The organism is Neopararhizobium haloflavum (assembly GCF_002750855.1).
GTDB lineage: Bacteria > Pseudomonadota > Alphaproteobacteria > Rhizobiales > Rhizobiaceae > Georhizobium > Georhizobium haloflavum.
On the sequence record NZ_NWUC01000010.1, the window covers coordinates 1 to 20,113 of the forward strand.

At 61.7% G+C, this 20,113-nt stretch carries 23 protein-coding genes; 17 read left to right on the forward strand and 6 right to left on the reverse strand.

The genetic code is table 11. The annotated features are described in order from the left end of the window. Window positions 1-119 precede the first annotated feature (119 nt). The 16 genes from CN673_RS18170 to CN673_RS18245 all read left to right on the forward strand — a co-directional run bounded on the left by CN673_RS18170 (window position 120) and on the right by CN673_RS18245 (window position 12,567). On the forward strand, window positions 120-641 hold the full coding sequence (locus tag CN673_RS18170) for a DUF4376 domain-containing protein (protein WP_099867832.1): 522 nt from the start codon (window positions 120-122) through the stop codon (window positions 639-641). Then, window positions 641-985, forward strand: a complete 345-nt coding sequence (locus CN673_RS18175; RefSeq protein ID WP_099867833.1) for a DUF1353 domain-containing protein — start codon at window positions 641-643, stop codon at window positions 983-985. The genes CN673_RS18170 and CN673_RS18175 overlap by 1 nt, the downstream gene beginning before the upstream one ends. A gap of 133 nt (window positions 986-1,118) precedes the next feature. Beyond that, a complete protein-coding gene (locus CN673_RS18180) occupies window positions 1,119-2,363 on the forward strand; it encodes a phage tail sheath protein (RefSeq protein ID WP_099867921.1) in 1,245 nt (414 codons plus the stop codon). Between the two features lie 74 nt (window positions 2,364-2,437). Next, window positions 2,438-2,974, forward strand: coding sequence for a phage major tail tube protein (locus CN673_RS18185; protein WP_099867834.1), 537 nt, complete (start codon window positions 2,438-2,440; stop codon window positions 2,972-2,974). A gap of 63 nt (window positions 2,975-3,037) precedes the next feature. Beyond that, window positions 3,038-3,361, forward strand: a complete 324-nt coding sequence (locus CN673_RS18190) for a phage tail assembly protein (protein ID WP_099867835.1) — start codon at window positions 3,038-3,040, stop codon at window positions 3,359-3,361. Between the two features lie 164 nt (window positions 3,362-3,525). Beyond that, window positions 3,526-5,964, forward strand: a complete 2,439-nt coding sequence (locus CN673_RS18195; RefSeq protein WP_099867836.1) for a phage tail tape measure protein — start codon at window positions 3,526-3,528, stop codon at window positions 5,962-5,964. A 12-nt stretch (window positions 5,965-5,976) separates the two neighbouring features. After that, window positions 5,977-6,399 (forward strand): phage tail protein, encoded by a 423-nt coding sequence (locus tag CN673_RS18200; protein WP_099867837.1) that lies wholly within the window; start codon window positions 5,977-5,979, stop codon window positions 6,397-6,399. Next, window positions 6,396-6,629, forward strand: coding sequence for a tail protein X (locus CN673_RS18205; protein WP_099867838.1), 234 nt, complete (start codon window positions 6,396-6,398; stop codon window positions 6,627-6,629). Before CN673_RS18200 ends, CN673_RS18205 begins: the two co-directional genes overlap by 4 nt. Then, complete coding sequence (locus CN673_RS18210) at window positions 6,629-7,651, forward strand: phage late control D family protein (RefSeq protein WP_099867839.1); 1,023 nt, start codon at window positions 6,629-6,631, stop codon at window positions 7,649-7,651. The genes CN673_RS18205 and CN673_RS18210 overlap by 1 nt, the downstream gene beginning before the upstream one ends. 66 nt (window positions 7,652-7,717) lie before the next feature. Further along, on the forward strand, window positions 7,718-8,482 hold the full coding sequence (locus CN673_RS18215; protein ID WP_099867840.1) for a peptidoglycan recognition protein family protein: 765 nt from the start codon (window positions 7,718-7,720) through the stop codon (window positions 8,480-8,482). 43 nt (window positions 8,483-8,525) lie between these two features. Continuing rightward, window positions 8,526-9,011: a hypothetical protein gene (locus tag CN673_RS18220; protein WP_157928941.1), complete on the forward strand. Its 486-nt coding sequence runs from the start codon at window positions 8,526-8,528 to the stop codon at window positions 9,009-9,011. A gap of 143 nt (window positions 9,012-9,154) precedes the next feature. Further along, window positions 9,155-9,409, forward strand: a complete 255-nt coding sequence (locus CN673_RS20950; RefSeq protein ID WP_157928942.1) for a hypothetical protein — start codon at window positions 9,155-9,157, stop codon at window positions 9,407-9,409. Next, window positions 9,402-9,707 (forward strand): hypothetical protein, encoded by a 306-nt coding sequence (locus CN673_RS18230; RefSeq protein ID WP_099867843.1) that lies wholly within the window; start codon window positions 9,402-9,404, stop codon window positions 9,705-9,707. The genes CN673_RS20950 and CN673_RS18230 overlap by 8 nt, the downstream gene beginning before the upstream one ends. Beyond that, window positions 9,704-10,234: a hypothetical protein gene (locus tag CN673_RS18235; protein ID WP_099867844.1), complete on the forward strand. Its 531-nt coding sequence runs from the start codon at window positions 9,704-9,706 to the stop codon at window positions 10,232-10,234. The genes CN673_RS18230 and CN673_RS18235 overlap by 4 nt, the downstream gene beginning before the upstream one ends. Window positions 10,235-10,457: 223 nt before the next feature. Beyond that, window positions 10,458-11,039 (forward strand): hypothetical protein, encoded by a 582-nt coding sequence (locus CN673_RS18240; RefSeq protein ID WP_157928943.1) that lies wholly within the window; start codon window positions 10,458-10,460, stop codon window positions 11,037-11,039. Window positions 11,040-11,415: 376 nt separating this feature from the next. Then, window positions 11,416-12,567, forward strand: a complete 1,152-nt coding sequence (locus CN673_RS18245) for a GGDEF domain-containing protein (protein ID WP_099867846.1) — start codon at window positions 11,416-11,418, stop codon at window positions 12,565-12,567. Between the two features lie 45 nt (window positions 12,568-12,612). Here CN673_RS18245 and CN673_RS21480 read toward each other — a convergent pair whose 3' ends face one another. From CN673_RS21480 to CN673_RS18265, 5 genes are all read right to left on the reverse strand, one after another. Next, window positions 12,613-12,747, reverse strand: coding sequence for a hypothetical protein (locus CN673_RS21480; RefSeq protein ID WP_280951201.1), 135 nt, complete (start codon window positions 12,745-12,747; stop codon window positions 12,613-12,615). 23 nt (window positions 12,748-12,770) lie between these two features. Continuing rightward, a complete protein-coding gene (locus CN673_RS18250; protein ID WP_099867847.1) occupies window positions 12,771-13,718 on the reverse strand; it encodes a hypothetical protein in 948 nt (315 codons plus the stop codon). A gap of 211 nt (window positions 13,719-13,929) precedes the next feature. Further along, window positions 13,930-15,858 carry a TRAP transporter permease gene (locus CN673_RS18255; protein WP_099867848.1) on the reverse strand — a complete coding sequence of 643 codons (1,929 nt, stop codon included), beginning with the start codon at window positions 15,856-15,858 and terminating at the stop codon, window positions 13,930-13,932. 81 nt (window positions 15,859-15,939) lie between these two features. After that, window positions 15,940-16,896, reverse strand: coding sequence for a TAXI family TRAP transporter solute-binding subunit (locus tag CN673_RS18260; protein WP_099867849.1), 957 nt, complete (start codon window positions 16,894-16,896; stop codon window positions 15,940-15,942). A gap of 34 nt (window positions 16,897-16,930) precedes the next feature. Then, on the reverse strand, window positions 16,931-17,827 hold the full coding sequence (locus CN673_RS18265; RefSeq protein WP_198586053.1) for a fumarylacetoacetate hydrolase family protein: 897 nt from the start codon (window positions 17,825-17,827) through the stop codon (window positions 16,931-16,933). A gap of 184 nt (window positions 17,828-18,011) precedes the next feature. Here CN673_RS18265 and CN673_RS18270 point away from each other — a divergent pair, with 184 nt between their 5' ends. Beyond that, window positions 18,012-18,683 (forward strand): FadR/GntR family transcriptional regulator, encoded by a 672-nt coding sequence (locus CN673_RS18270; RefSeq protein ID WP_099867923.1) that lies wholly within the window; start codon window positions 18,012-18,014, stop codon window positions 18,681-18,683. 65 nt (window positions 18,684-18,748) lie between these two features. Here the strand turns inward: CN673_RS18270 and pntB are convergent, their stop codons facing one another. Beyond that, complete coding sequence (gene pntB / locus CN673_RS18275; protein WP_245409986.1) at window positions 18,749-20,113, reverse strand: Re/Si-specific NAD(P)(+) transhydrogenase subunit beta; 1,365 nt, start codon at window positions 20,111-20,113, stop codon at window positions 18,749-18,751.

Here is a 20,113-nt window from a genome sequence, read left to right on the forward strand (position 1 = left end):
GGCAACGCCTCGCCCGGACAGATACCCGGCGGCGGCGGGGGCGGCGCAGGACGATCTGGAAAGGGTGGCAACGGCGCACGAGGTGAAGTCCGCATAACTCGTTTCAAGAGGGTCAAGCAATGACACGTCGCGCAGTCATAGACGGCGGGATAGTCGTCAACATTATCGAAGCAGGGCCGGATTTCGAGCTTCCCGGCAAAACGCTGGTGGACGCGGGGAACGCTAGCATCGGCTGGTCATGGGATGGCGAGGCTTTTACCTCACCCCCGGCCCCGCCCGTTACCGCCGACCAAGTCGACGCCGAACGCGACCGCCGCATTGACGCGGGATTTGCCTTCAACGGCGTCCATTACCAATCTGCGCCGAAAGACCGCGAAAATATCGCAGGAGCGGCGACAGCAGCACTCGGCGCAATGATGGCGGGGGTTCAGCCGGGCGATCTCCGGTGGCATGGCGGCGGCGACGATTTCCGCTGGATCGCTGCCGACAACACCGAGCACGACATGGACGCGCAAACAACATTTGCATTCGGCCAGGAAGCCATGCGGCACAAGCAAGCGCATATCTTCGCAGCGCGAGTTCTGAAAGACATGGACCCGATCCCAGCAGACTACGCGACCAACGAGGCTTACTGGCCCTGATGTCCGCCTACACCGCGCATCTCGGGGCGATCCCGATTGGCGGTATCGAATATCGGCTGGCACGATCGCTGACATGGCACATCGGACACGAAGACGGACCGCCGGTCACAGTGCCGGCAGGCTTCATGTTCGAAGTGTCGGTGCCGGTGCTTCTTCGCTGGCTGTTCGATCCGCACGACCCCGCCTTCCACAAGGCCGCAGCCCTGCATGACTGGCTGCTTGAAAACGGATGGGATCGCGTCACGGCTGGCGCGGTCTTCCACGAGGCATTGAAGGCCGACGGTGTCTCGCTGCCGCGCCGGCTGGTGATGCTGCTCGCCGTGATCATTTGGAGGTACGAGTAACCGTATCTGCCGCCTCTGAAACCGCATGAGCCCGCCACCCCGGCGGGCTTTTTTATTGCCCGCATACAGGCCGTGGGCGGGCCGACCATCAAACGCGCGATGCGCGCTCTTCAAAACTGAAATGGAGAACAGAATGTCCGACCCTACGTTCGGCCTGTCCATCACGCGCGTCGACAACGAGCCGCGTCCGGCTGTTGGCGCCGATCTTTCCGTCATCGGCCTTGTCGTTACCGCGCCGGATGCAGACGCGACGCGCTTCCCATTGAATACGCCGGTCCTCGTTTTCTCTGACGACGCCACGCTCGAAGAAGACCTCGGAACGACTGGCTCGGTCGCGCATCAGCTTGATCTCATCAATGCGCAGCTTGGCGAGTTCCAGGTTGCCGCGCGCGTCGTCATCGTTCGCGCCGATGAAGGCGCCGATGATGCCGCGACGATGACCAACCTCATCGAAGCCCTCGATGGGCTTGAGACTTCCGGGGCTGTTCTTGGTGTCGTCCCGCGGTTGATCGGCATCCCCGGCTTCACGTATCAGCAGGAAGAGGACATCGAGAACCCCGGCGTCCTTCTCGCGAACCCTGTCATTGCCGCCCTGGCAGGCCCGCTTGAGCGCATGCTCGCCCATGCGGTTGTCACCGGACCCCACTCCACCCTTCAAGCCTTCACCGATTGGCGTGAGACGATCCAGAGCGATCGCATTATTCCGGTCGAGACGTGGGTCAAGGTGGGCGCGGCGGCGACCGTCGTCGATAGCGTCGGCTCGATCCTCGGCGCTGGCGTTCGGCGCGACCATGAAAAGCAGGGGCGTCCGTTCCACTCCTGGGCCAATCAGCCGATCCAAGGCATCGTTGGCCCGAACCGCCCGATCGGCTTTTCGCTGACCGATGGCGCAACTGAGGGGCAGACGATCCTTGCTGCAAATGGCGGGGTCATCCTGCGCGGCGAGGCGGGCGTGGAAACCGCGATCGCCTCTGGGGGCTTCGTATTTGTCGGAACTGACAACGCGGGCGAAGACGATGTGTGGCGCTTCTACAATGTCACGCGCGGCCGGGACTACATCCATCTGCTTTTCCTGAGGACGCTCCGCTTCTATCTCGGTCGCTTCAATCTGACGGGCCAGACGATCGAAGCCGTCACGAATACGATGAAGATGGCTCTGCGCGACCTTCAGGCTGACGGCGATATCCTCGGCTTCAAGATGGGCTTCTCGCGAGACCAGAATAACCCCGAACAGCTTCGCCTTGGGAAGTTCACGATCGACTTCGCCGCCGAAGAGGCGCCGGTCCTTCGCTACATCGGCGTTCGTTCTGCGCGCTACCGGCCGGCTCTCGACGCCCTGCTCGACAATCTGATCACCCAGCTTGATCAGGCCGCTTAACGGCGCCCTGCGCCTTGCCATAGCGGGCGGCTCCTAAGAGCCGCCCTTCGCCATTTCCACGGAGCAAATGCCCGATGTCCACGATCTACATGATGACCGCGGTCAACCTGTTCGCAGGCGACCACGATCCGACGAAATCGAAGCACCTGACGATTTCGGAACTCAAGCTTCCCGATCTATCTGAAATCTACGTCGACCATCACCCCGGCGGCGGTCGTGTCGGCGTCGAATTCGAGGTCGGCGTCAATAAGCTTGAGCCCACTTTCAAGCTCGCCGGCCACGACCCGGACCTCATGGTTCAGTTCGGCCTCGGCGGGAAGCAGCGCAAGGTCTACACGGCCTACGGCGTGATCCTCGACAAGCGCACCGGCCGCGAGTTCGAAAGCAAGGCGATCATCGAAGCCCGCCTGGGAAATGTGGCGCCTGACGCATTCCAGCGCGGTGAACTTCAGGGGCACGAATACGCGCTTAACGAAGTCATGCACTACGAGCTTTGGTTCGACGACCAGGAGAAGTTCCACTGGGACTTTTTCACGAACGTCTGGCGCGTCAATGGCAACGACGAGAACGCTGGGGTCAACCGCATCCTCCGAATTCCGGGCGCCGCTTAAGCGGATCGCCTCCGCCCGCCGGCTTCTGCCGGCGGGCATTCAACGCCATAAGGAAGCGCCGAAATGTCTAGTACTTGGAAGACGAGAACGCACGTCCTGAAATTTCCCGTCACGTTGGGCGAAAAGCATATTGCTGCCGTGACGGTTCGCGAGCCCGATGTCGATGCGCTTGAAGCCATCGAGGGGCTTGAGATCGAAAATGGTGAGAGCCTGACGATCAAGCAAATGCGCGGCCTCATAAGCGCCCTCGCCGATTGCCCATCCGAAGCCATCGGAAAGATGCACCGAAGCGATCTGGAGGCGCTTGGCGAAGTCGTCATCCCTTTGTTGCAGGACGAAGAGGAACAGACGGAAGAGGCGCCGCAGGAGCCGTCATCGTCGAAATGATTGCTTGGTACCGCGATCACGGCGACGTGGTTGTAGCCGATGTCGCGGCCATGCTTTCGACCCCCTACCCGCAAGTCAGGCGAACCCCCATCCCACTATTGCTGCGGTATCACCAGCAGGCATTGCGGATCGCGCGGCTTCGCCTTCGATAAGGAAACCTTCCGATGGCCGGTTCTGTCACTTCGACCCTCGTTGTCCGGCTACTCGACAAGGTATCGACCCCGGCGAAGGCCGCAGCGCGCTCGCTGGGTGGTATCCAGCGGGCGGCAAACCGGACCAGCGGCACGCTCACGTCGCGCGTGCAAGGCGCGATCGAGCGGAACAACAGGGCGCTCGACGAGACGCGCGGGCGGCTGGTCGATGCCGTCGGGGGCTTCTACCTCTTGAAGCAGGGCCTCACGGCCCCGATGACCGCAGCGCGCGATTTCGAGAGCCAGCTTGAGGATATCGGCCAGAAGGCTGAAATCCCGACGAGCAAGCTCGGAGAACTCGGCAAGCAGATCACAAAGATCGGCCGCGACACCAATCAGGCGTCATCGCAGATCGCCGCGGCTATCGACAATCTTGTCGGCAAGGGCGCATCGACCGATGTCGCGCTTGCTGCGGCTGATCCGATCGGCAGGGCGGCTACCGCATACCGGGCATCGACGGACGACCTTGCATCAGCATCTTGGTCGGCGGTCGATAACCTGAAGGTGCCGGCCGAGCAGATCGAGACTGCCATCGATATGATGGCGCAGGCGGGCAAGGAGGGCGCCTTCGAGCTTCGCGACATGGCGCAGTATTTCCCGGCGCTCGGCGCGTCCTATCAGGCGCTCGGGCAGGAAGGGACATCGGCGGTCGCGGACCTTGCGGCGGCGCTCCAGGTCGTGCGCAAGGGGACGGGCGATAGCTCGTCGGCCGCGACGAACCTCGCGAACGTCCTTCAGAAGATTTACGCCCCGGCGACGATCAAGAAGTTCGGCGACGCCGGCATCGATATCTTCAAGGAGATGGAAGCCGCCGCGCAGCGGGGGCTTACTCCGATCGAGGCGATCGCTGATATCACCGACAGGGCTCTCGATGGCGATCTGAAGAAGCTCGGCACCTTGTTCGAAGACGCGCAGGTCCAGCAGGGCTTGCGGTCGATTATCCAGAACATGGAAGAGTATCGGCGTATCCGCGACGAAGCCATGCGGGCCAGCGGTGTTGTCGAGAAAGACTTTCAGAACCGCATTCAATCTGCAGAAGGCGCAACGCTGCGCTGGCAGGCTGCGGTCGAGAACCTGAGCATCGCGATCGGCAACGGACTTCTCCCGCTGCTTTCCGATGTGACGAACAATATCGTCCCGCTCATCGACAAAATCGGAGCACTTGCTGAAGCCCATCCGAGGCTGGCGCGGGCTGCGATCGTGGCAACCGGCGGCATGATTGCGCTTCGCGTCGGCATGATCGGCGTCCGTTGGGCTGCACTGATGATGCGGGGCGGCGCTCTTGCCGCTGTTCTTCCCATCATCAAGCTCGGATCGTGGGCAAAGCGTGCGGCGACAAATGCCGTCGGCCTCCAGGCATCGCTTGCCGCTCTTTCGGGTGTCAGGTTCGGGCCGCTGTCAAAGGCCTCTGTCGCCCTTGGAGGCATCGCCCGGGCCATTCCGGGGGTCGCCCTGCTTGGGACGGCTGGACCGGCCATTGCCGGCGCTGTGGCGGCGATTACGGCGCCCGCATGGGGCGCCATTGCGATCGGGGTCGGTGCCGTCGCGCTCGCGGGGGCTGCGATCTACAAGTACTGGGATCGTGTCTCGTCGATCTTCAAGGGCGTCGGCCGGGCGATCAGTGAGCATCTTCTCGGATCGCTTTCCGAGGCAGGCGATCGCCTATCCGGCTTCAAGGATACGGTGGCGAGCAAGGTCGAGCAGATTGCCGATGCCTTCGGCTTCGATGGCTCGGCGGCGCGCGCAGCTTTCGAGCGCATGTTTGACTTCTCGGCAATCCGCGAGAAGCTCTCGGGCTTCTTCGATTGGATCGGCGGAATGTTCAGCCGTGAGGTCTTGTCCGAGGACCAGAAGGCGGGCTTCGAGCAGGCCGGATACGACATCGCGAACCGTTTGATCAACGCCGTAAAGGAAACGATCAACGGCCTCGTCGAGTGGTTTCGTGGCCTGCCCGGGAAGATCATCGGCGCGATTGGCAGCATCGATCTCTCGAAGATCATCAAGTGGCCGACCCCGCCTTCGTGGTGGACCAATCGGCCGACGTGGATGGGCGGTACCGGCGGCGCTTCGGCGCCGGCCAATGATAACGTCGAGAAGCGTGCAAAGGGTGGCCCTGTCCGCCGCGGCAAGCCGTACATCGTCGGCGAGGAAGGCATGGAGCTTTTCACGCCGGACACGAACGGCTCGATCATGCCGCACCGAGACACCATGAGCGCTTTGCGCAGCACGGCCGGGATGGCGGCGCAGAGCGGTGGCGCCCAGCGGGCGGCAGGCGGTGGCGGGGCGCTCACAATCAACGCCCCGATCCACATCCACGGCATTGCCGATCCGAAGGCCGTAGCCGATGCAGTCGGCCGCGAACTCGAAGAGCGGCAGCGCCAGGGCCTTCGGGCCATCCACGCGGACATCTAAAGGGGAGCCGGCATGCTCTATCGTCTCGGCTCTCTGGCGATCAAGGTCCATCCGTTCAACGTCCATCAAGTCGGCCGCGAGGCTGCGGCCGACTATGCCTTCAAGCCAGTGATCGGCGCGGAAGCCCCCGGGGAATTCGTTGGCGAGGGCGCGAATACTTGGTCCTTCGAGGGCCAGCTTTTGCCTCGAAAGATCGGGGGTCTCGACGAACTCGAAATCCTCGATCAGATGCGCTCTTCCGGCTTGCCTCAATATCTGATCCGCGGCGACGGCCGTCCTATGGGATGGGTCGTAATCGAAAGCGTATCGGAACAGTCGACTTATCTGGACCCCCAGGGCGTCGGACAGGTCATAACCGTATCGATCCGCGTGCGCCGGGCTCCGAAACCTTCGCCGGGCTCCTACTTCTCCATCGTTTCAGGGTTCTTCCGATGACCGATACCGTCGAGCGCATCGTCATCGAGGGCGAAGGCATCACGGTTCCGCTTTTGGTGTGGCGGCGCTTCAAGCGCCCCATGCCGGGGATCGTCGAGCAGGTCTTCGAGATGAACCAGAACCTCGCCGACCTTGGCCTTTTTCTTCCCGTCGGGACCGAAGTCCTGATGCCAATTCCGACGCCTCGTCCTGCGCCGATTGTCGAGCCTGTCCGCCTATGGGGTGACTGATGAAAGCCGTCTTTTCAGTCTTGATCGACGGCAGCGATATATCGACGAGGCTCGCGCCGGTCGTCACTTCGATTTCGGTCAGCGACAAGGCCGGCATGTCGAGCGATACCGCGTCGATCGATGTCGATGATCGCGAAGGTCGCATCGTTCTCCCCCGCCCTGGGGCATCAATAACGATCATGCTCGGTTTCACAGAGACCGGCATGGGCGTCGTCTTTCGCGGGAAAGTCGATGAGGTCCGCAGCCGGGGCGATCGCGGCGGCGGTCGCTCGATCACCGTCTCGGCGAAAGGGGTCGACACACAGGGCAAGGCGAAAGAGCCTCAGCAAAAGCACTGGGACGAAAAGAGCCTGCAAGACATCCTCTCGGAAGCCGGAAGGCTCGCGGGCATCGATGACGTGCGGGTCGACCAATCCTTCGCGTCGATCATCCGAAAATATGAGCGGATGGACGATGAAAGCTTCCTGTCGTTCGGCGAGCGCATCGCGGCCGAGATTGGCGGGACATTCAAGATATCGGATGGCCGCGCGGTCCTGGCGAAACGAAACGGGGGCACAACGCCCGGAGGAAGCCCGCTGCCGACGGTTTCGGCCGTCTACGGGCAGAACCTCCACTCGTGGGACATTGCGCCCTTCCTGAGCCGCCCTCGCTATAAGCAGACCCGGACACGCTACTACGATCGGGAAGCGGCGACATGGAAGGAAGTTTTGACTGAAACGGTCATCGAAGACGCGGAAGCGATCGCGTCGTCTCGCTTTACTGCAGCCGACGAGGATGAAGCCAAGCAGAAGACAGAAAGCCAGAAGGCGGACGCGGAGCGGGGCTCGGGCGCCGGGACGGTTGTCATTGAAGGCAACATCGGCGCGCAGCCTGAAGGCCTATGCGTCGTCGGCGGAACGCGTGCGGGGATTGATGGGACGTACCGGATAGACGGCGTTCAGCATGCCTATTCCCGCGGGGGCTTCATCACGACGCTCTCGCTCAAGCAGCCGCAGGGCACCGCCGGCAAAGACGATCGGTAAGCCTTCTGCCCTTTTGGAATTCACACAGCCGCCTCCGGGCGGCTTTTCTTTTGGAGAAACGCCGAAATGAGAACGATCAACGAAATCATCGTGCACTGCACCGCGACGCCTGAAGGGCGCCCCGTCACGGTCGCGGAGATCGACCAATGGCATCGAGCGCGCGGGTGGTCCGGCATCGGCTACCACCGCGTTGTAGGGCTCAACGGCGAACGCCAGGACGGCCGGCCGATCGAGAAGATCGGAGCCCACGTTGCCGGGCACAATACCGGCACGATCGGCATCGTCTATGTCGGCGGTGTCGAGAAGGATGGGAAGACGCCCAAAGATACCCGCACGGCGGCGCAAAAGGACGCGCTGCTTTCGGAGATCGTCAACCTCCGCGACCACTTCAAGATCAAGAAGATCAGCGGCCACAACGAGTATGCGAACAAGGCATGCCCATCCTTTGATGCCTCGGCCGAATACGATCACCTGATGATGCGAGCAGGCGACTTCGTGCCGACAGTCGATGCCGTCTTGCAGCGCGGCGATAGCGGCGCGGAAGTCGCGGCATGGGTTGATGACCTCGCTGCTTATCGCGAACAGGTCGATCATCCATTCCCGGTTCGCCCCGGTAGCGCCTTCGACCATACGATCGAGATGGTCACGATCTGGTTCCAGAAGGAGCGCGGCATCGTCGCCGACGGTAAGGTGGGCCCGCAGACGCGCGACGAGATGGAACTCGCGCTATCAGGCAAGCCACCCTTCCAGGCGATCCCCGACGCCGGCCCTGGCCCGGATACGGCCGAAGCTGCCCGGCTCCTGCGGGCTGCTCTCGAAATCCTCACCTGACTTTCAAGGCCGCAATCCCGCGGCCTTTTTCATGGAGAAAGCCATGTTCCGAAACAACGCCGTCTTCACTATGGCGATGCTTATCGCCGTCGCTGCCGTGTCCCTCCTGATCGGCCCCGCATTCGCCCAAGAAGCGGGTGATACCGTCGTCGGCCTGGGCGGCTTCTTCGGCGCACTGTCGCCCTTCATCGCGGAGGTCGCCGCCCTTCTCGTGACCGCGCTTGTCGGCTGGATCATGGTTCGGCTTAACGGCCTGCTTGGTCTGCAGAAGGAGGGGAAGCACCGAGAGGCGCTGCAATCGGCGCTGATGAATGGTGTTTTTGCCGGCCTGCACTACGTCGAAGCGAAAGCCGACAAAGCAACGATCGATGTCCGATCGGCGGTCCTCGCCGAAGGAATTCGCTACGTTGAACGCAACGTTCCCGACGCTCTGAAGTTCTTCAAGCTAACGCCGGATCGTGTCCGCGAGCTTCTTGAAGCGAAGCTCCCGGCCGTCGAAGTGGATCGTGAGGCCGAGCCCCATGCTTAGCGCGCTCCTGTCCTTCCTGTCCGGCGTTATCGCATCCATCGCACGCGACGTGATCTCCGACTACCGGCGGGACAAGGCGCTCGAAAGAAAAGGGGCGGCGGAAGCCGCCCTCACTACCGAACGGCGAATTCAGGAGATTGCCGATGCACAGCACCAAATCGATGCGGCTGATCGCGGCAATTCTGCCGATGTCGCTCGTCGCCTGCGCGAGCGTATCGCCGCCCGTCGCCGATAAGGCGTCCATTGCTCGCGTCTGCCCAACGCAGACGCCAGATAGCAGGCTCGTGGCGATAGCCGAGTATCTCGAAGTGGCGCCGGCCGATCCCGGCCTCGATACCCTCGCAACCGAATGGGAGCGCCTCGACGCAGGCGCCCGGGGGTGCGAGGGCGATGCATGATTTTCTAAAGCAGAATGCCGGGTTCCTGATCGCCGTTGGCGGCGGGCTTCTGGTATCTGTACTGAACTCGGAGAAGCATTCCGTGATGGTCGCAATCACCCGGCTTGCCGCGGGGCTTTTCTGCTCGGTCTTCCTGACCGACCCCTTCCTTCACTACATGGAACTCGACCCCGAGACCTACCGTAATGGAGTGGCGGGCCTCTTCTCGATGATGGGCTATGCAGTGACGCGCTTCGTCGCGAACATCGATAGCGCGACCTTGCTTGATTTTGTTCGTGCAATCAGAGGCCAAAAATGAGCTTCCCGAAAAACATCCAGTGCCGGATAGTCGATGCCGCCCGCAGCGCGGAGATCGGCGATAAGGCGTTCGGCCTGATCATCCTGGCCGCGTTCCTTGTCTTCCTCGTGCACAAGCCGATCCTGCAATACTACGACGACTGGACGACACCGCAGCCGTGGTTCGCCGCTTCGATCGACGTGGAGGATCATGTGGTCGGCCAAGAGGCGATGGTCAGCTATACGCGGGTCATCAACCGGCCGGTTTTCGGGAACTGGCAATCGAACGTCTTTGCCGTCGATGCAGGTGAAGGATTTCGCTACATCTGCTCAGGGGGCGGCTACGCCCGCTACTATCCCGAGACATCAGGCGATATCCGCATCAGCCTTTCGGATTTCGTCGGCGCCGAATGCATCCAGTCTGAAGGGCGCTATCGAGTTTGCTCGAGCTACGCCTTGCGCGACGAAAGTGAGCTTCTCCGGCGCTTCGGTCCTTTCTGCACTCAATTCGATGTTGCCCCGGCCGATGAGGCGCCAGGGGCACAATAGACGCGGCTGGCGGTGTAATCGGCGTTCGCTGCCAGCCACGTAGCGGGGGCGCGTCCTCCAGCGCGACCCCCGCGCTTGTTCCCTGTGGGCTTGACCGCCCTACCTCGATGCCCCCTTTTGCGGCTGATGCCGTGGGAGGGGGCCTTTTTTTGTGCCTTGATTTGGAGTTCCCACGTCTTTGATCATCGATTACGGTCCCGAGCATTGAGGCATGGAGGGCTCGATGGAAAACTTCTTCGCATTCTTATTCTTGGTCGCGGTGGCGGTCATGATCTACGGCATCGTTTGCATGTTCCGATCGGGGCGCCGCTTGCGCGGCTTTACCACTGCATCTCTCGGGCTCCTGTTCGGCGTGATATCGCTCTTGCAGATTGGCTCCGACATCGACGTTTCGAGTGCTGAAGGCACGCCTGAAGCAACCCAGGCCGAAGCCGTGCCCGAAGAGCCGGCGGAAGAAGAGGAAGTCGAGCAGGCCGCGGCGACAGGCGATGAGGACGAAGCCGAAGACTGCCGGCAGGACATATCTTGCCACGGCGAGAAGTTCGTGACCGAAGCGTCGGTTCGATGCACCGGCCTTATCGAAGGGCTGGCGAACTACGATTACGAGTGGACGAATGGGTGGCTATCGCCGAAGTTCTCGCGCCTTCAATGGGTCGATCGCGAAGCCGGCATCGTCAGCTACATCGGCGATGAGATCAAATTCCAGAACGGCTTCGGGGCTTGGCAGTATCATACCTACCGCTGCAACTTTGACACCGAACTCGAAGCGGTAGTCGATGTCGAAGCTTATCCGGGGCGCATCTGAGATTAAAAAGGTGCGGCCCGCCCTTTACGGGAAGCCCCGAAACGCAAGGGGAAGCAAAACGGGCCGCACTTGCCGTAAGCGTTTGATTTTAGGCGCTTGCCGCGCCCCGCCCCTGGGCACCATTCTTTCAAAAATAGCCCGGTGGATCGCAGCTTTCCCTGACGATGTCTCCCGCTGCGAGCGGACCGTCTCGTCAGGCCTCGTCGCGCTAGCCGACAGAGGTCGTCCTGTCGATGCGGCCGACCTCCAAATTGATCTGGCGCAATTCAAAGTATTCCGGATAACCTTTTCGATACCAGATCGCTCTATCGTTCGCCGGGTGGGGCTGGGTTTGGGTGCGTTTACCTTTGGGCCTCGTCTTTAGCCGGGGCAATCGATGATTTTTGACCAGATCTCCCTGTTGGCAGCGATCGGGTTCGCCAGCACGGCATTGTGCGTGACGTTGTTCGTGGCCTGGCTTGGTGCGCGCCAGGACAGATTTCTGTTGAGCTGGTCAATCGGGATGGCGTTGATCGTCGGCGGGGTGGTCTTCTTCGGTGCGATCGGAGAGACCTATCTGCCCACCGTCCAATTCACCTCGTTCGCGCTGGTCATCGTTGGCTTCAGCTTCGTCTACGTCGGCGCGATGCAGTTCCGTACCGGCGAGACCAACTGGACCTCCTTCGGATGGACGATCGCCATCGCGGTGACGCCGACGGCCGCGGCATTTGCCCTTGGCTACTCCGGCACCGGAACAATGCTGGCAAACTGCGGTATCGCTCTCGTGATCGGCCGCATCGCCCACCAGTATTGGATTGGTCGCAGCGAGGCTCCCATTCCCATGGTGGCGAACACATTGCTCTATGGCGCGACGTCATTGTCGTTCCTGTTGTGCGGCGTGGTCCTCCTGCAAGAGGGCCAGTTCGTCCTGTCACAGCGCCCTGAGAACTGGGCCGAGGACGTCAACGCGATCGTCATCATCATCGGCATAAGCAGCATCGGCGCACTGTCGCTCGCGATGAACCAGTCACGCATCGCTCGCCGCCACCGGGTCGACGCCATTACCGATCAACTTACCGGACTCCTCAATCGCCGGGCTCTTTTCGAGTGTGTCGACGACACCCCGGTCCAGCCCGGCACGGCCTTGATCGTGCTCGACCTGGACCACTTCAAAGAAATCAACGATCAGTTCGGTCATGACGCCGGCGACTTCGTGCTTCGGCGGTTCGCGAAGGTCGTCCAGGAAAGCATCAGGGCAACCGATATGGCGGCGCGCCTTGGCGGCGAAGAGTTCTGTATCGTGTTGCCGAACATCACCCCAAGTCACGCCAGCGGCATCGCCGAACGCATTCGCGCGAAGTTCGAGATGGAGACCATCGAAACAGCCATCGGTGTCGTTCGCGCAACCGTCAGTGGCGGCCTTGTCATGTGTGCGGGCAAACCCGAAAATTTCGCTTCCCTGCTGAGCCAGTCGGACGCCGCGCTCTATAGGGCAAAGCGCAACGGCAGGAACCAGGTGCATTCCGTCGGCCTCAAGCAGGTGGCCTGACGCGGATCCCTGCTTCGTTCAGCCGGCGAGCTCCCACCCGGATCTTCAAAGGAAATGCAGTGCGACCGGCCGACCTGCGATCTGCTCGACCGGCATCTTGTATCCGAAGACGGCTTCCAGCGCATTGGACGTCACGATCTCATCCGGAGGCCCATGGGCGACGATGCGCCCGTCCCTCATGGCCACGATCCGGTCGGCATGGATCAGGCGCCATTTTGGCTGGGGCTCAGTCGCGCTTTCCAATCCGATTGCGGCGGCAACCGGATATCTTCGCCGTGGATGTCTGTGATGACGGCTTTGTTGAAAGTGTCTGGATCATTATAATTGTCATGATCAAACACGTGAGCAAAGTACATCGATTCGACCCACATCTCGTTGGCGACAAGCTTTGGAACGAAGAACTTCAGACCCGAAATAGGCGATAATTTTCTTGTCTCGGACTCCTGATTGAATTCAGCGATAGCCAACCGTTCGCCGCAAAACTCATTGTAGGTGTAGCCGAATATATCGTCAAAATAACACGAGACCCGCGGCAAATATCGTTCACTGTCGTACGAAAAAAGCGTCAGCGCATTCCTTGTGGACGAATACAGGTCGAGATCAAACGATACAAAACCGACCGGATAGCGGATTTTGCCGATGTGTTCGGTGACGGTTGTGCTCACATCCCCGATGATCAATTGACTTCGACGAAGTGCCGCACGCAGAGTGGTTTCGTCCATGGGCAGTTGCCCCGCAAACCACATATTTGGCTGGTCGCGGTGGTCGATTGGCTCAGGAAGCCCCTGGCCGCTATCGAAGCCCAGCACATCGATCTTAACTCCGGTACACTGCTCGGCCGCTTCAGCACAATGCTCCATAGCGAGAAGCCCAGCGCCCCCAGCCACCCCGAACTCGATGACGGTAATGCCCGGGACCCCGAGTACCTTGGCCAACGCCGCTGCCTGCAACACACCCCACGCATACATCGGCTTTGCGTGAAACTTGCTGTGCTGCAGGAGTTCCAGAAACGTATGACCGATCCATTCATAGGTGTTGTCGAATGGGCCGTCGCTCCACGCCTGATCTCTGAATAGAGCCGTTCCAATCCGTAGCCGGTTCACGAAACCGCGAGGAAGCTGCCGCCTCAGTGCGTCGCGAAGCGTAGGCATGATCAATTCTCCCACCCAATGTGCTCTGGATTAAAGCCAACGTCGGGTGCCCCGTGGACGACTATCGATTTATGGCCGGACGGTCGTCCAGTTCTCCATTTGGCGTAGGTTTGAATTCGGCTTCCATGGAGCGCATCTGCCTGTGGGTTCGACATTGCCCTTCGAAGCGGACAATGGCCGGATCCTGATCGGCGCGCCGGTCGGCCGGTCGTCAGGATGTGTTGGCGCGGTTCTGGGCCGGCGTGCCGCCCAGTCCGGTGTTCATCACGGCGATGGCGATGGCGGCGAGCGCAATACCGGCAAGGTCGATCCAGATCGTGGCCGGGAACATCAAAATGAGGCCGCTGGCACCGAAAAGCAGCCGAACGGGCTGGGCGATCCTTCCGCCGATCGGGGCGGCGCCCTGGATCGCGATCGCCAGGAAGATCGATCCGACCGCGTAAAGCACGGTGGTGTAGGTGATTTCCCACCACGTCCCCTGCAGCAGGATCTCGGGCACATAGGCGAAGGTGAACGGCATCAGGACCAGCGTCGCGCCGAATTTCAGCGCCGCAAAGCCGGTGCGCATTGGCGGCGCCCCGGCAATGGCGGCACCGGCGAACGCGGCAACGCAGACCGGCGGCGTGATGTTGGAAAGGCATGCGGCGTAGAAGACCGCCAGGTGCGCGGCGATCGTCGGCACGCCCAGCTGGATCAGCGCCGGCGCGGCGACCACGGACAGGATGATGTAGGAACCGGTGGTCGACGAACCCATGCCGATGATGATCGACACGAAGGTCACGAGAAGCAGCGCGAAGAACAGATGCCCGCCCGACAGTTCGATCAGGACGGACGAGAATTTGAGGCCGAGACCGGCAAGGACGATACCGCCGATGATGACGCCGAGCGTTCCGATCGCCGCGCCGGCCGAACTATTCGACTGCGCCCCGCCTATCAGGCCCTGCACGACCGCTTTCGGTCCCATCCGCGTCTCGCGCCGGCGCCAAGAAAGGACCGCCGCCGACACGGTGCCCCAGAAGGCGCAGAATTCGGCCGAGTAGCCGGCAAAGAGCAGGCCGATCACGACGACCAGCGGCAGGAAGAAGTGCCAGCCCTTTGCAAGAACCGAACGAACCGAGGGTATCTCTTCGCTCGGAAGGCCCTTGAGGCCGAGCCGCACCGCTTCCAGATCGACCATCGAGAGCAGGAAGATGAAGAAGACGGTCGCCGGGATGACGTTCATCAGCGCGATCGTCAGATAGCTTGTCTCCGTCAACGTCGCGAGGATGAAGACCCCCGCCCCCATGACCGGCGGCATGAACTGGCCACCCGTCGATGCGATCGCCTCGATGGCGCCGGCGTCATGCGGCCTGTAGCCGGTGCGCTTCATCAAAGGAATGGTGAAGGACCCCGTCGTCACCGTATTGGCGACGGACGAGCCGGAGATCGATCCGAAGAGCGCCGAGGTGAGAACGGCGACTTTCGCCGGTCCGCCACGCCAGCGCCCGGCCACCGCGGTGCCGAGATCCATGAAGAAGGCACCGGCGCCGGAGCGCTCCAGGAAGGCGCCGAAGATCATGAAGGGAAAGACGAAAGTGGCGAAGGTCGCCGTGACGACGCCGAAAAGCGCCTCCTGCGTCGAATAGGTGAACTCCAGTATCCGCTCGACCGACATGCCGGGATGCGCCAGCTTGCCGGGCAGATAGGCACCGAAATAAAGCTGCAGCAGGAAGACAATGGCGATGATCGAGATGATCGGACCGAGCGCCCGGCGACTGGTTTCGAGCATCACCGCGATGGCGACGACGCCCATGGCGAGGTCGGTCTGGCTCGGCGAGGAGACACGGAACATCGCATAGCTGACATACTGGTCGATCCAGTAGCCGATCGAGATCACCGTGGCGGCGATAAGCAGAATGTCCACGACGCTTGTGCGATGCGCCGGCGCGCCCTTGCGTGCCGGATAAAGCAAAAAGACCAGAACCGATGTCAGCATCAGGTAGATGCCGCGATTGGTTTCGGTGGAGACCAGCCCGAAACCCGACGTGTAGAGATAGAACCCGGCAAACCCCGCCGCGATGAGATTGAAGGCAAGGGCGTTGAACCCCGTGAGGGTGCGGCGCGCACCTTCAACCTTGAAGAGCCAGGCGGTATCGATCATGGGACGGTCTTGACTTGAGAAACGACAGGCCTCTCCCGAAAGCTGAACGGGAGAGGCTCAAGAGATCCGGCGCTGTTTGCCCTATTGGGAAGCCAGGCCTTCTTCTTCGTAATAGGCCAGTGCGCCGGGATGCATCGGTGCGCCGAGCGCCTCGAAGTTCTCGACGTCGGGCTTCATCTGCGCCCAGGCCTTGTGGCCTTCGGCCAGCACATCCTGCTTTTCGTAGGCGGCGGCGACCATGTCGTGGACGACATCTTCCGGAACGCGCTCATGCGCGACCCAGTAGACCGTGGTGAACGGCATGTCCGTGGCGGGCACGCCCTTGTAGGTCGTCTCGGGCATCGTGCCGGTGTGGTAGAACGGGAAGGTCTCGTTGATCGAGGCGAGTTCGTCCTCGCCATACGGCACGACGAGGATATCATTGGTCTCGGCCAGTTCGGTCACGGCCGCGGCCGGCGAGGAAGACTGGCAGAACGCATCGATCTGTCCGTTGCCAAGCGCCCGGCCGGCATCGCCGAACGTCATCATCTGCGGCTCGATATCGCCGAGAATGCCGAGCGCCGTCAGGATGTTGGAGCAGTTGAACACCGTTCCCGAGCCCGGCGGTCCGAGCGCGACGGTCTTGCCGGCAAGATCGGCGATCGATTCAATCCCGCTGCCTGCCATGGTGACGAAATAGGTTGGACCTTCATAGGCCATGGCGACGCCGCGCAGCATCGTGCCCTTCTCGTCGTTCTCGAACGGGCCGGTCTGATCCTGCGACATGAAGACATGCGAGCCATAGACGATGCCCATGTCGAGTTCGCCCTTGATCAGCCGCTTGGCGTTCTCCGTCGAACCGCCGGTGGTGACCTGGGTGATGTTGACGTTCGGCAAATCCTTGCCGAGCTCGGTGCCGGCAACGCCGACCATATAGTACATCACGCCGCCGGGATTGGACCCGCCCCATGCGATCTCCTGCGTGTCCTGGGCCGACGCGGAACCCGCGCCGATGGCGATGCACAGTGCCGCCGTGGCGGCCAAAGCTGAATGTCTCATGTGTCTCCTCCTTGTTGTGATTGTCGACGACCGGTTAACCCGCGGCCGCCTTCGCCTGACGCGCATGGTTCGATACGCATCGATTGGTCAGCGTTCCTATGCCGTCGATCTCAACGCGCACTGCATCGCCGTCCTTGAGGTAACGCGGCGGGTCGAAGCCGATGCCGACGCCTGCCGGTGTTCCGGTGGCGATGACATCGCCCGGCTGAAGCGTGACACCGGCCGAGATGGTGGCAATGATCGTCGGAACGTCGAAGATCAAAAGCCCGGTGTTCGATTCCTGGCGCAGTTCGTCGTTGACGAAGCATCGGATTGCGGTGTCCGCGATGTCGATCTCATCGCGCGTGACCGCATAGGGTCCCATCGGGCAGAAGGTATCCTGCGATTTGCCGATCAGCCATTGGCTGTAGCGGCCCTGAAGGTCGCGCGCCGTGATGTCGTTGACGATGGTATAGCCCCACACGTGGTCGAGCGCGTTTTCCGGCGCGATGCCGCGACCGCCCTTGCCGATGATGACCGCGAGCTCCGCCTCATAGTCGACAGCCTCGCTCACCTCCGGATCGATCCGGATGTCATCGCCGGCCGCGATCACCGTTTCCGGCACCTTGGAAAAGATGATCGGGTTCTTGGGGACCGCTCCGGCGGCAGCACTGGAATCGAAACCGCTCTTTGAAAATTCGTGCGCGTGCTCGAAATAGTTCTTCCCGACGCAGAAGATGTTGCGGGCGGGCCTGGGAATGGGCGCCGTCAGCGCAACCGACGAAACGGAGACCTCCTCCAGAACCGCAGGCATCGTATCGCGTTCGATGAGGGCTGCGACGCCACGGCTGGCTTCATTTTCAGGCAAGTCGTAAACGGCAATACGCTCGCCGTCTTCGCTGATGACGCCGACGCTCGGCCGACCGTTCTTCGTAAAGCTAGCAAACTTCAATTTTCTATACCAATCAGATACCAATCAACACCTTGTGGAACCACTACTAGACCAATCAGGCCACTGTCGCAACAGTTCGGTCCATGATTGGCTGAGATTTGACCCGTTTATTGGATTGGATATGGACGAAACGACTCTCGCCCGCTAAATGGATCACAATTGGATCATTTTGCGGGAGCGTGGTTTGGCAAGGCGCAGTTCCGACGACATCGCCGCTCTGTTGCGCAAGGACATCTCGGCCGGCACCTGGGCCGAGACCGGCAGATTGCCGACCGAACGCGATCTGGCCGTCGACTATGACGTCGCGCGCAACACCGTGCGTCGCGCATTCGACCGGCTGGAAGAAGAAGGAATACTGACCCGCCACGTCGGACGGGGAACCTACATCAACACGGCAAGGCGTGATCCGCTGGCCGACATCACCGCGCGCATGCTGGGGGCAAGTCCCGCCGACATGATGGAAATCCGCATGCTGCTGGAACCGGCCGCGGCCGCATTCGCGGCGACCAACGCCAGCGCCTCGCAATTGTCCGCCATCGAGAAGGCGCACGAGAAGGCGAATGCGGCGGGCGACATGCCCGAATTCGAGCATTGGGACACCGAGTTGCACCAGCTCGTATTCGAGTGCTCGCGCAACGACCTCTTGCGCGAAATCCACAATATCCTGCGCGTCCTGCGCAATCAGCCGCCGTGGTTCGAGATGAAGAAGCGGTCCTTTTCCGACGAGCGGCGACAGCACTATTGCGAGGAACACGACCGGCTTGTCGTCGCTTTGCGCAGCCGCTTGCCCGAGGAAGCCGAGCGCGCGATGCGTGCTCATCTCGTCACGGTGCAGAAGAACATGCTCGGGCGATAAGGCGGTTCAGCCTCAGATCGCTTCCGTTCTGCATGGCGCGGGCGACGAGCACCCGCGCCATTGTCTCAAATCAGCTTGATGAGGCTGTCGAGCGACGCCTTGGCATCGCCGTAGAGCATCCGCGCGTTGTCCTTGTAGAACAGCGGGTTCTCGACCCCCGAATAGCCCGTGCCCTGCCCGCGTTTGGAGATGATGACCTGACGGGCGTTCCAGACTTCCAGAACCGGCATGCCGGCGATCGGGGAGCCGGGATCGTCCTGCGCCGACGGGTTCACGATATCGTTGGCGCCGATGACGATGACGGCATCGGTCTGTCCGAAATCCTCGTTGATCTCGTCCATTTCCAGCACGAGGTCGTAAGGCACCTTCGCCTCCGCGAGGAGGACGTTCATGTGTCCGGGCAGGCGGCCTGCAACCGGGTGGATCGCAAAGCGGACAGTCTTGCCCTTGGCCCGAAGCGACTTCGTCAGTTCCGAGACCGCGGCCTGCGCCTGAGCCACTGCGAGACCATAGCCCGGCACGATGATTATGCTGTCGGCATCCTGCAGGGTTTGCGCCACGCCGTCGGCGTCGATCGCGACCATTTCACCGTCGATGGCATCGGATGTCGATTGCTGCGCCCCGAAGCCGCCGAGGATGACCGAGAGGAAATCGCGGTTCATCGCCTTGCACATGATGTAGGACAGGATCGCCCCCGAGGAGCCGACCAGCGCTCCCGTGACGATCAGGAGATCGTTGCCGAGCATGAACCCCGTCGCCGCCGCTGCCCAGCCGGAATAGCTGTTGAGCATGGACACCACCACGGGCATGTCGGCGCCGCCGATCGCCATGATCAGGTGCGCACCGAGCACGAAGGCGATCAGCATGATGGCGATGAGCGTCCAGACGCCCGCCCCTGCCACATAGAGAACGCCGAGCAGCAGGCATGCCGCGACCATCGCCAGATTGGCGGCATGCCGTCCCGGCAGCACGAGCGCCTTGCCGGAAATCGAACCCTGCAGCTTGCCGAAGGCGACCAGCGATCCGGTGAAGGTCACCGCACCGATGAAGATGCCGAGAAAGATCTCGATCTCGTGGATGACCTTTTCTGCGCCGGCATAATGGCCGGCGGCATAAAGGGCGCTGTTCAGCCCGACGAAGACGGCCGCCAGCCCGACGAAGCTGTGCAGCACCGCAACCAGTTGCGGCATCTGGGTCATCTCGACGCGCTGGGCGACGAAGATCCCGATCGCCGCGCCGGCGATCATCGCGGGGATGAGAAGCTGGTAATTGCCGACGCCCGGCGCGAACAAGGTCGCCACAACCGCGATCGCCATGCCGACGATGCCGTAGAGGTTGCCGCGCACGGCGGTTTCCTGGTGGCTGAGGCCGGCCAGCGACAGGATGAACAGGATGCTGGAGCCGACATAGGAGGCAGTGATGAGGCCCAT

What these genes read in the sequence shown, in the direction of transcription:
- CN673_RS18210 (WP_099867839.1), top strand. Translation starts at nt 6,629, where the DNA reads ATGAAAGCCGTCTTTTCAGTCTTGATCGACGGCAGCGATATATCGACG.
- CN673_RS18260 (WP_099867849.1), bottom strand. Translation starts at nt 16,896, where the DNA reads ATGAGACATTCAGCTTTGGCCGCCACGGCGGCACTGTGCATCGCCATC.
- CN673_RS18205 (WP_099867838.1), top strand. Translation starts at nt 6,396, where the DNA reads ATGACCGATACCGTCGAGCGCATCGTCATCGAGGGCGAAGGCATCACG.
- CN673_RS18245 (WP_099867846.1), top strand. Translation starts at nt 11,416, where the DNA reads ATGATTTTTGACCAGATCTCCCTGTTGGCAGCGATCGGGTTCGCCAGC.
- CN673_RS18200 (WP_099867837.1), top strand. Translation starts at nt 5,977, where the DNA reads ATGCTCTATCGTCTCGGCTCTCTGGCGATCAAGGTCCATCCGTTCAAC.
- CN673_RS18185 (WP_099867834.1), top strand. Translation starts at nt 2,438, where the DNA reads ATGTCCACGATCTACATGATGACCGCGGTCAACCTGTTCGCAGGCGAC.
- CN673_RS18220 (WP_157928941.1), top strand. Translation starts at nt 8,526, where the DNA reads ATGTTCCGAAACAACGCCGTCTTCACTATGGCGATGCTTATCGCCGTC.
- CN673_RS18215 (WP_099867840.1), top strand. Translation starts at nt 7,718, where the DNA reads ATGAGAACGATCAACGAAATCATCGTGCACTGCACCGCGACGCCTGAA.
- CN673_RS18195 (WP_099867836.1), top strand. Translation starts at nt 3,526, where the DNA reads ATGGCCGGTTCTGTCACTTCGACCCTCGTTGTCCGGCTACTCGACAAG.
- CN673_RS18255 (WP_099867848.1), bottom strand. Translation starts at nt 15,858, where the DNA reads ATGATCGATACCGCCTGGCTCTTCAAGGTTGAAGGTGCGCGCCGCACC.
- CN673_RS18190 (WP_099867835.1), top strand. Translation starts at nt 3,038, where the DNA reads ATGTCTAGTACTTGGAAGACGAGAACGCACGTCCTGAAATTTCCCGTC.
- pntB (WP_245409986.1), bottom strand. Translation starts at nt 20,113, where the DNA reads ATGGGCCTCATCACTGCCTCCTATGTCGGCTCCAGCATCCTGTTCATC.
- CN673_RS20950 (WP_157928942.1), top strand. Translation starts at nt 9,155, where the DNA reads ATGCACAGCACCAAATCGATGCGGCTGATCGCGGCAATTCTGCCGATG.
- CN673_RS18175 (WP_099867833.1), top strand. Translation starts at nt 641, where the DNA reads ATGTCCGCCTACACCGCGCATCTCGGGGCGATCCCGATTGGCGGTATC.
- CN673_RS21480 (WP_280951201.1), bottom strand. Translation starts at nt 12,747, where the DNA reads ATGAGGGACGGGCGCATCGTCGCCCATGGGCCTCCGGATGAGATCGTG.
- CN673_RS18235 (WP_099867844.1), top strand. Translation starts at nt 9,704, where the DNA reads ATGAGCTTCCCGAAAAACATCCAGTGCCGGATAGTCGATGCCGCCCGC.
- CN673_RS18250 (WP_099867847.1), bottom strand. Translation starts at nt 13,718, where the DNA reads ATGCCTACGCTTCGCGACGCACTGAGGCGGCAGCTTCCTCGCGGTTTC.
- CN673_RS18180 (WP_099867921.1), top strand. Translation starts at nt 1,119, where the DNA reads ATGTCCGACCCTACGTTCGGCCTGTCCATCACGCGCGTCGACAACGAG.
- CN673_RS18170 (WP_099867832.1), top strand. Translation starts at nt 120, where the DNA reads ATGACACGTCGCGCAGTCATAGACGGCGGGATAGTCGTCAACATTATC.
- CN673_RS18240 (WP_157928943.1), top strand. Translation starts at nt 10,458, where the DNA reads ATGGAAAACTTCTTCGCATTCTTATTCTTGGTCGCGGTGGCGGTCATG.
- CN673_RS18230 (WP_099867843.1), top strand. Translation starts at nt 9,402, where the DNA reads ATGCATGATTTTCTAAAGCAGAATGCCGGGTTCCTGATCGCCGTTGGC.